At 37.7% G+C, this 6,546-nt stretch carries 7 protein-coding genes; 2 read left to right on the forward strand and 5 right to left on the reverse strand.

The features are described from left to right. Positions 1-244: 244 nt before the first annotated feature. Positions 245-919 carry a YggS family pyridoxal phosphate-dependent enzyme gene (locus tag Q5N69_RS17475; protein WP_304370376.1) on the reverse strand — a complete coding sequence of 225 codons (675 nt, stop codon included), beginning with the start codon at positions 917-919 and terminating at the stop codon, positions 245-247. Positions 920-1,002: 83 nt separating this feature from the next. Between Q5N69_RS17475 and Q5N69_RS17480 the strand changes: the two genes are divergently transcribed. Together Q5N69_RS17480 and Q5N69_RS17485 are read left to right on the forward strand one after the other, a co-directional pair. Further along, on the forward strand, positions 1,003-2,049 hold the full coding sequence (locus Q5N69_RS17480) for a type IV pilus twitching motility protein PilT (RefSeq protein ID WP_304370377.1): 1,047 nt from the start codon (positions 1,003-1,005) through the stop codon (positions 2,047-2,049). A 25-nt stretch (positions 2,050-2,074) separates the two neighbouring features. Continuing rightward, the gene (locus tag Q5N69_RS17485; RefSeq protein ID WP_304370378.1) at positions 2,075-3,208 is read left to right on the forward strand and encodes a PilT/PilU family type 4a pilus ATPase; all 1,134 of its coding nucleotides are present in this window, start codon (positions 2,075-2,077) and stop codon (positions 3,206-3,208) included. 137 nt (positions 3,209-3,345) lie between these two features. Here Q5N69_RS17485 and ruvX read toward each other — a convergent pair whose 3' ends face one another. The 4 genes from ruvX to rsmE all read right to left on the reverse strand — a co-directional run bounded on the left by ruvX (position 3,346) and on the right by rsmE (position 6,218). Then, complete coding sequence (gene ruvX, locus Q5N69_RS17490) at positions 3,346-3,786, reverse strand: Holliday junction resolvase RuvX (protein ID WP_304370379.1); 441 nt, start codon at positions 3,784-3,786, stop codon at positions 3,346-3,348. 68 nt (positions 3,787-3,854) lie between these two features. Beyond that, the gene (locus Q5N69_RS17495) at positions 3,855-4,409 is read right to left on the reverse strand and encodes a YqgE/AlgH family protein (RefSeq protein ID WP_304370380.1); all 555 of its coding nucleotides are present in this window, start codon (positions 4,407-4,409) and stop codon (positions 3,855-3,857) included. 60 nt (positions 4,410-4,469) lie between these two features. After that, positions 4,470-5,423, reverse strand: a complete 954-nt coding sequence (gene gshB / locus Q5N69_RS17500; RefSeq protein ID WP_304370381.1) for a glutathione synthase — start codon at positions 5,421-5,423, stop codon at positions 4,470-4,472. A 33-nt stretch (positions 5,424-5,456) separates the two neighbouring features. Further along, positions 5,457-6,218, reverse strand: a complete 762-nt coding sequence (rsmE, locus tag Q5N69_RS17505) for a 16S rRNA (uracil(1498)-N(3))-methyltransferase (protein WP_304370382.1) — start codon at positions 6,216-6,218, stop codon at positions 5,457-5,459. Positions 6,219-6,546 lie beyond the last annotated feature (328 nt).

The raw sequence follows: 6,546 nt of genomic DNA on the forward strand, positions 1-6,546 counted from the left end.
TGTCTAATAGTTATTCTATTAAAAAAGCGAACAGCAATGAGTAAATTCGTTTTAAATGAACCCAAAGGGCAGCATGTGTTTGAAATTCCTAACTTTGGATAGTCAGGGCGTTATCGTTTGTTCGAGTAGCCAGCTACACGTCACATACTCCGCCTTGTCTAAATATCAAACACATTGCTGTAAAAATAATCTCGAAAGTTCAACAGACCCTAAATGCCTTGGTTAATTTTACTCAGCGTAATTGTTATGCTCTTGCACCAAATATTGCTGTTCCAACACGCACCATGGTAGAACCTGACATGATAGCTTGTTTCATATCTCCCGACATCCCCATAGATAAAGTATCTATTTGAGGATACGTTTGTTTTAGGTCTAAAAATAGACGCTGCATCTCGTCAAACCGTTCAGCCGAAGCGTTTTTTTCAGGTATCGCCATCAAGCCACGTAATACTAAATTATCGCAATTGTTAACATAATGAGCTAACTCTGGTAAATCCTTTGTTAATACTCCCGACTTATTGTTTTCGTTACTAATATTGATTTGTAAACAAACGTTTAGTGGGTTATCTTGAACCTCTCTTTGTTCGTTTAGTCGAGTCGCTATTTTTATTCGGTCAACTCCATGAACCCATGAGAAATTTTCTGCAATTTGTCGGGTTTTATTCGATTGAATAGGCCCGATGAAATGCCAACAAATATCAGACAAATGTGAAAGTTGTGCTACCTTTTCAATAGATTCTTGTACATAGCTTTCACCAAAATCTCGTTGACCTGCTACGTAAGCTTGTTCAATGAGTTCATTAGGTTTAGTTTTACTTACAGCAAGTAATGTCACTTCGTTAGATTCACGATTAGACAGTTTACATGCTTGAGAAATTTGCGCTTGAATAGCCGCGAGATTATCTTTAATGAGTGTCATATAAATTGTTTCAAACTGTTAATTTAATTATTAGAACTAATATTCGAGCTTCGTTTCGAATTGTTCATAGCTAAGAGGTCTGTATGGATATTACCGAATTACTTGCATTTAGTGTTGAAAATAATGCGTCAGATTTACATTTATCAACGGGTACCCCACCTTCTATTCGTGTTGATGGTGATGTTAGAAAGTTAAACATACCGGCCTTTGATGCCGCAGACGTTAACGCGTTAGTTTACGATATTATGAACGACAAACAACGTAAAGACTATGAAGAAAAGCTAGAAGTGGATTTTTCATTCGAAGTTCCTAATTTAGCACGTTTCAGGGTTAACGCTTTTAACCAGAACCGTGGTCCTGCAGCTGTATTTCGTACTATCCCAAGTAAAATTCTGTCATTAGATGATTTAGGTTGTCCTGATATTTTCCGTGAAATTGCTGATACGCCACGTGGCTTAGTGTTAGTTACCGGTCCTACAGGTTCTGGTAAATCAACAACCTTAGCGGCTATGGTAGATTACATTAACAGTAGTAAACACGATCATATTCTTACTATCGAAGATCCAATAGAATTTGTGCACGAAAATAAAATGTGTTTGATTAACCAACGTGAAGTTCATCGCGATACATTGAGCTTTGAAGCAGCATTACGTTCAGCACTTCGTGAAGATCCAGATGTTATTCTGGTTGGTGAGATGCGTGATTTAGAAACTATCCGATTAGCAATGACAGCTGCTGAAACGGGTCATTTAGTGTTTGGTACCTTGCATACAACCTCTGCACCTAAAACTATTGACCGTATTATCGATGTATTCCCAGGCGAAGAAAAGTCTATGGTACGTTCAATGTTATCTGAGTCGTTACGTGCGGTAATTTCACAAACCCTGATTAAAAAGGTTGGCGGTGGTCGAGTAGCCGCGCATGAAATTATGATTGGTGTTCCAGCTATTCGTAACCTGATCCGCGAAGATAAAATTGCACAAATGTATTCTGCTATTCAAACGGGTATGTCACACGGTATGCAAACTATGGATCAATGTTTACAAGCTTTAGTTAACCGCGGCTTAATTACGCGTGAAGCTGCAAGAGAGAAAGCTGCCGATAAGAACCAATTTTCTGCTGGCTATTAATCTTAACAACCATTGAGGCGTTTAAATGAATTTTAATCAATTACTATCAAAAATGGTTTCAGCAGATGCGTCAGATATGTTCGTTACTGCAAAACTGCCTGTTAGTGCCAAAATAAATGGTGAACTAGTACCTATTGATCAACATGTGTTAACTCCAGATGAGTCGCTAGGCTTAGTTCATGATGCCATGACAGATAAGAATAAACGCTTATTTGAAGAGGAGAAAGAGTGTAACTTTGCTATCTCGATTGATGGTATTGGTCGTTTCCGTGTATCTGCTTTTTGGCAGCGTGACATGGCAGGTATGGTTGTTCGTCGAATTGTAACTGAGATACCTGAAGCTGATGATTTAGGTTTACCTTCGGTACTAAAAGACGTTGTTATGTCTAAGCGTGGTTTAGTTTTGTTCGTGGGCGGTACGGGTACAGGTAAGTCTACATCGATGGCTGCACTGATTGGTTACCGTAATAAAAACTCTCATGGACATATTCTTACAATTGAAGATCCGGTGGAATTTGTTCATGAACATCGCAAGTGTATGGTAACTCAACGTGAAGTAGGTTTAGATACCGTAAGTTTTGATGCAGCACTAAAGAGTTCATTACGACAAGCACCAGACGTTATTCTTATTGGTGAAATCCGTAATAGAGAAACTATGGAGCATGCACTAAGTTTTGCTGAAACTGGCCATTTATGTATTGCAACATTACATGCTAACAACGCTAACCAAGCGATTGACCGTATTATGCATTTAGTACCAGCCGATCAACATGGTAAGTTGTTATTTGATTTAGCTTTAAACTTACGCGGTATCATTGCTCAACAGCTTATTCCTACTACTGATGGTAATGGTCGTGTTGCAGCGATTGAAATACTCCTAAACTCGCCATTTATCGCTGAGCTTGTTAAGAAAGGTGATATTGGTAGCATTAAAGAAGTGATGCAGAAATCTAAAGAGTTAGGTATGCAGACTTTTGATCAGGCGTTGTTTGATTTATACCAATCTGGACAAATTAACTATGCTGATGCGCTTCATCATGCCGATTCACCTAATGATTTACGCTTAATGATTAAATTACGCAGTAATGACCAAGGTGGCTCAGGTGCTTTATCTGGTGTTACTTTAGCTGGATTAGAGCCAGAAGAAGACAAATATTAATTACCTTTTTAAATAATTAATAATACAAAAGGGATCGTAACGATCCCTTTTTTGTGTCTGTTTTTCTATCTTGGAATGCTTAACTAAAACTAAGTTAAATAAAGCGGGTTACATTAAACAAAGCTAAGAAGATTCGATTACCCATACATAGATTCAAAAAAGCTTTCAATAATAAGCTTGGCTGATTCAGCATCTATATTGTCTTTCTTAAGGTTTTTATAGCCACCTCGAGCAAATAGTTGCTCTTTCGCGTCAGCTGTTGTTAAACGTTCATCTTGATATTCAACGGTTATACCGAACTTACCAAATAAACGCTTACCAAACTTTTTAGCATCTAATGTAAGTTGCTGTTCTGTACCATCCATATTTAAAGGTAAGCCTACCACTATATAGTCAGGCTGCCATTCTTTAAGATATTGATTAACGTTATCCCAATGAGGGATGCCATCGTTAGCTCTTACGCTACCTAATGGTGTGGCACTACCCGTGATTTCTTGACCAACAGCAACGCCAATATATTTTTTACCGAAGTCAAAACCAATAACTGTGCGTTGACCGATAGGAGTATTTTTTGCCATAAATTATGTTGTCGCTTAAGAGGTTTTGTATTTGAAAAAATGAGAGGAGAGCTTAGTAACAATAAACACTAGGCGTGACCTACATCATTAGAAAGGTGAGCGATATCGATACCCAGTTTTTCTGTAGCTTTTTTCCAACGTTGTTCAATAGGTGTATTAAACAAAATGTCGTTGTCGGCATCTATGGTTAGCCAAGAGTTTTCTTTTATCTCTTCTTCTAACTGTCCAGGACTCCAACCAGCATAGCCTAAAGTAACTAAAAACTGTTCAGGTGCACTTTCAGTACCTAATGCCATTAGAATATCTTTAGAGGTAGTGATCATTACATCGCTACTCAGCGATAATGAACTCTGCCAACCCTTTTGTGGGCTATGCAATACAAAGCCACGTTGAGTTGACACAGGACCGCCCGTAAGCACTTTTTGATGCATCACTGGGTTTTCTTCTACATTAGCCTCAATATGAGCTAATAGCTCATTTAAGGTCATATCAATAGGTAAATTAATAATGAGTCCCATCGCACCTTCATTATTGTGCTCGCACACATAAATAACGCTTCGGTCAAAATAAGAGTCGTTTAATGAAGGCATTGCAATAAGCAATTGATTTTCAAAATTAGTCATATTGTTAACTTATTTAATATTATTTACGTTAGGGACTGCTTATCAATTTAGAGTCTGTTATTACTTTTTGCGAATGTTTTCTTCAATAGCGTCCATTAATTTACCACAAATATTGATAGGGTAGGCGGCTTCTATTTCTCGAATACAGGTTGGGCTTGTTACATTGATTTCTGTTACTTTGTCGCCAATAACGTCTAAACCAACAAAATATAAGCCACGCTTTTTCAATTCAGGACCAATGGTATCTGCAATTAACTTGTCTGATGGGCTTAATGGTCTGGCTTCACCACGACCACCTGCAGCTAAGTTGCCACGTGTTTCACCTTGAGCAGGAATACGAGCTAGGCAATAAGGCATTGGTTCGCCATTTACAATCAGTATACGTTTGTCACCATCAGTAATTTGCGGCATATATTCTTGCACCATAGCATACTGGCTACCATGGTTAGTTAATGTTTCAAGTATAACGCCTACGTTTGGATCGTTTGGTCCAATTCTGAATATTGATGAACCACCCATGCCATCTAATGGTTTGATGATGATATCTTTTTCTTCTTGATGGAATTCACGGATCAGCTTGTTACTACGAGTTACTAATGTTCTTGGCGTTAAGTCGGCAAACCAAGCAGTAAATAGTTTTTCGTTACAATCACGTAAGCTTTGCGGTTTGTTAACAATTAACGTGCCTTCAACTTCAGCACGTTCAAGCATGTAAGTAGCGTAAATAAACTCGGTATCAAAAGGAGGATCTTTACGCATCAATACTGCGTCGAGTTCACTTACTGCGATATCTTTAGCTTCTTCTAAATCATACCAGTGCTCAGGGTTATCATATACTTTAACTATGCTTGCTGAAGCACGACATACGCCACGATCTAAATATAAATCGTCCATTTCAATGTAATAAATTTCGTAACCGCGTCTTTGTGCTTCAAACATCATTGCCATTGATGAGTCTTTTTTCACATTAACTTGTGAAATTGGATCCATTACTACGCCAAGTTTAATTGTCATTTTATTTCCTAATTTAATTCGTTATGTATCGCTTTATTTGATATCGCCATAACGACATTGTAAAGCAGTAATAGCTGTTAAAGCTGCAGTTTCAGTACGCAGAACACGAGGTCCTAATAATACATCGATAAAGCCCGCATTATTTGCTTGCGAGATTTCTTCATCATTCAAACCACCTTCAGGACCAATCAATAACCTAACACGGTCATTATCGTTCGGTAGATTCATAATAGAATGCTGAGCTTTAGGATGTAAGTTTAGCTTTAATGCTGATGTTTCTTGAGCTAACCATTCGTTTAATTGAATAGCGGGCTTCACTATAGGTACAACGCAACGACCACTTTGCTCGCATGCGCTAACCACTATTTTTTGCCATTGGTCTATTTTCTTTTGTAATCTTTCACCTGAAAGCTTTACGCCACAACGTTCAGTAAAAAGAGGCGTAATTGTATTTACGCCTAACTCCACTGATTTTTGCAGGGTAAAGTCCATACGGTCACCTCGTGAAACACCTTGACCAAGATGAATATTTAGAGGTGATTCAACCGATTTTTCAATAAAGCTTTTTATAAGTACTTGAGCACTTTTTTTACTGATATTGACTAACTCACCTTCAAAATCGCCATAGCTAGCCGAACTGCTGTCATTACTTAGGTTTTCACCATTAAAAAGAGTAACGCTATCACCATTCTGTAAACGTAAAACACGCACTGTGTGACCAAAAGCGTCGTCATTTAGGTCGACTATTTCGCCAATACTAAGAGGCGTGTTTTGATAAATTCTTGGGTTTCTCATGTTTGATTTGTGCTCAAGCCCTTTGTATTTAAAAACGTATTATTTATGCTGATATAAGATAAATGAGCTTTATACATCACAGGCGTTAATTAAAAATAACTGATGTAACCAAGATAGGGGCAAAAGATTGTTTTTTCAATGAGTAACTCTATTTATAATAATCGTTGTTTGTTAATCCGTTTGGTATAACTACCTATATAGAACGGCAGGCATAAAAAAAGCTTTCACGAAGAAAGCTTTTTATGTGTAACTTGACCCGTCCTAAATAAGGTTGACACTTTTCTTTAAGTAAATTGGAGAGTGTTATGAAATCAACAACTAAGCGTAC

Origin of the sequence: Pseudocolwellia sp. AS88, assembly GCF_030551755.1 — a bacterium.
Lineage (GTDB): Bacteria > Pseudomonadota > Gammaproteobacteria > Enterobacterales > Alteromonadaceae > Pseudocolwellia.